Source organism: Pseudoalteromonas sp. AWM4_233 (assembly GCF_056158285.1).
Genome location: NZ_JBSWSZ010000069.1, coordinates 1 through 2,712, shown reverse-complemented (window position 1 = coordinate 2,712; position 2,712 = coordinate 1). Strand labels below are relative to the sequence as shown.

Sequence of the window (2,712 nt, the reverse complement as noted above, 5' to 3'; positions counted from 1 at the left end):
AAGGTTAACCTGGTAACTGGGACACAAGACTCCAGCACCTACGAGAAGCAGTGAATAATTCACCGCGGATTGGATCATAGATAACAGCTTGGTCTAAACGACCTTTAACTTTAAGTGCAATAGATACTGCGAAATGAGGGATACCCTTGATGAAGTTAGTTGTGCCATCAAGAGGGTCTACAATCCATTGGTAATCTGCATCTTTACCTTTATGCTCACCTAGCTCTTCACCTACGATAGTGTGATCTGGGTAAGATTTTAAAATAGTGTCACGAATTGCGGCTTCAGCTTCTTTGTCGATGTTAGTCACTAAGTCGTTAGTGCCTTTTTGTTGTACATCAACTTTTGATAAGTCTTCACTTGCGCGAAGTAAAATTTTGCCTGCGTTACGCGCAGCGCGAACCGCAATGTTTAACATTGGATGCATAGCATTACCTTTGGGTTGTAAAAGAACGAATATATTTAAGCCGGCGTATTCTAGCGATTTCTAGCGTAAAGTAAACAATAAACTCGAATAAATCAGGTTGTTTTTTATACAATTCTGATTTTGTTATTGATTTAATTTCAGAAGAAGGGGTTAGTGGTCAGCCGTCAGCCGTCAGCCGTCAGTTTGAAATTTGCATTCTGAAAAATTCGTGCCTATATAAAGTTTTTATACTTAAAAGGATGCAAGTATGAATTTTGAAAAATTAGAGGTATGGAAGCGATCAGCAAGATTAAGTGCTGAAATCTACAAAGAAACGACAGATCTAAATGATTTTGGTTTTCGCAATCAACTCACACGTTCTGGTTTATCAATACCGAGTAACATCGCAGAAGGTATGGTGAGAATCAGCAAAAAAGAACGGGTGCGCTTTTTAGATATATCAAGATCGTCCATAGCAGAAACACGAACGCAAATTTATATCGGAATTGAGATTAAATATATTGATGCTGCCATCGGTAGAGCTTGGGTGAGTGAAACGGAAGAGCTATCAAAAATGTTGACATCTCTTATGCATAAGATCGAAGTTGATAGCTGATAGCTGATAGCTGATAGCTGATAGCTGATAGCTGATAGCTGATAACCAATAGCTATGTTATAATCCCGGCAATTTTTGACTTTCAGTAAGTAACAACGCAATGACACTTGATGATATTCGTATCGTATTAGTTAACACATCACATTCTGGTAATATTGGCTCAGCGGCACGTGCTATGAAAACGATGGGCTTATCAAATTTATATCTTGTTGATCCTGCTTGTGAAATTGATAGTCATGCGAGTGCGCTTGCAGCCGGTGCAACAGATGTTTTAGGTAAAACAGTGGTTGTTGATACACTGGCAGATGCGATTGCTGATTGTGGCTTAACAATTGGTACCAGCGCACGCTCACGTACTTTATCTTGGCCAATGGTTGAGCCGCGTGAATGTGGTGAAAAGTTAGTGGCTGAGGCTGAACAGGGTCCTGTTGCACTCGTATTTGGTCGCGAAAATAGTGGTTTAACGAACGAAGAACTACAACAATGTAACTACCACGTATGTATTCCTGCAAACCCTGAATACAGCTCGTTAAACCTAGCGATGGCCGTGCAAACGCTGTGTTATGAAACACGTATGGCGTACTTAAACAAACAGCCAAAAGTACAAGAAGAAGACGAAGCAGTCTATCCAAACGCAAAGCAAACTGAGCTGTTTTACGAGCACTTAGAGCAAACATTAAATGACACGGGTTTTATCATCAAACAACACCCAGGCATGGTGATGACTAAGTTACGTCGTTTATTTAATCGCGCGCGTCCAGAAGAAGCTGAGATGAACATCTTACGCGGTATTCTTACCTCAATTAATAAGTCTATTAAATAAGTTTAGGTTATAAGCTTTATTCACCAGAATACTTGACTAAATTACTCAGGTAATTACAATGTACCAAGTACTTGACTGTTTTTGTCAAGTATTCGGTTTTATCAATGGCAAGTATCAATTTTTATCAAGTGATAATACTTGACTATTTTGGTCTGGTAATTAAAATTTGCACACCTTAGCGTGCAGTAACATCGGGGGCTCCATGAAGTTAACATCAAAAGGCAGATACGCAGTAACCGCCATGTTGGATGTTGCACTACATACAAATGTGGGTGCAGTGCCTCTTGCCGATATTTCTGAACGCCAGAGATTTCGTTATCTTACCTTGAACAACTATTCGCCCGTTTACGTAAAAACGGCCTTGTGACCTCTGTGCGTGGCCCAGGTGGCGGATATTTACTAGGTCGAGAAGCGAACGAAATTTCTGTCGGCGATGTGATTAACGCCGTTGATGAGTCTGTTGATGCAACACGTTGCCACAATGCAACGGGTGGCTGCCAAAGCGGCATGCGTTGTTTGACTCATACCTTATGGTCGGACTTAAGCGCACGTATCGAAGAGTTTTTAAATAGTATTACCCTTGCTGAATTGGTGGAAAAGTCAGATGTGAAAGAAGTCGCATCGCGCCAAGATAACAGCATCAACAATGCAATTAAGCAACTGGAAAACATTCAAGTAAGCTGTCAACTGTAGTTTGACGAAAGCGGAGAGAGAAATGAAGTTACCGATTTATTTAGATTACGCAGCAACCACGCCTGTTGATGAACGTGTGGCAAAAGAAATGATGCAATGCCTGACTATGGACGGTAATTTTGGTAACCCTGCATCACGCTCACACCGTTTTGGTTGGCAAGCAGAAGAAGCCGT

General features: G+C 40.9%; 2 protein-coding genes and 3 pseudogenes. 4 read left to right on the top strand and 1 reads right to left on the bottom strand.

What is annotated here, in order from left to right:
• Positions 1–40: 40 nt before the first annotated feature.
• A pseudogene (locus ACXAC4_RS20170) lies at positions 41–427 on the bottom strand (inositol monophosphatase family protein); the annotation flags it as partial.
• Between the two features lie 247 nt (positions 428–674).
• Between ACXAC4_RS20170 and ACXAC4_RS20165 the strand changes: the two are divergent.
• The 4 genes and pseudogenes from ACXAC4_RS20165 to ACXAC4_RS20150 form a co-directional block, all read left to right on the top strand.
• Positions 675–1,022, top strand: coding sequence for a four helix bundle protein (locus tag ACXAC4_RS20165; RefSeq protein ID WP_475164969.1), 348 nt, complete (start codon positions 675–677; stop codon positions 1,020–1,022).
• A 100-nt stretch (positions 1,023–1,122) separates the two neighbouring features.
• Complete coding sequence (trmJ, locus tag ACXAC4_RS20160; protein WP_187489485.1) at positions 1,123–1,845, top strand: tRNA (cytosine(32)/uridine(32)-2'-O)-methyltransferase TrmJ; 723 nt, start codon at positions 1,123–1,125, stop codon at positions 1,843–1,845.
• 202 nt (positions 1,846–2,047) lie between these two features.
• Positions 2,048–2,538 (top strand): annotated as a pseudogene (gene iscR, locus ACXAC4_RS20155) (Fe-S cluster assembly transcriptional regulator IscR).
• Between the two features lie 22 nt (positions 2,539–2,560).
• Positions 2,561–2,712, top strand: a pseudogene (locus ACXAC4_RS20150) (IscS subfamily cysteine desulfurase); the annotation flags it as partial.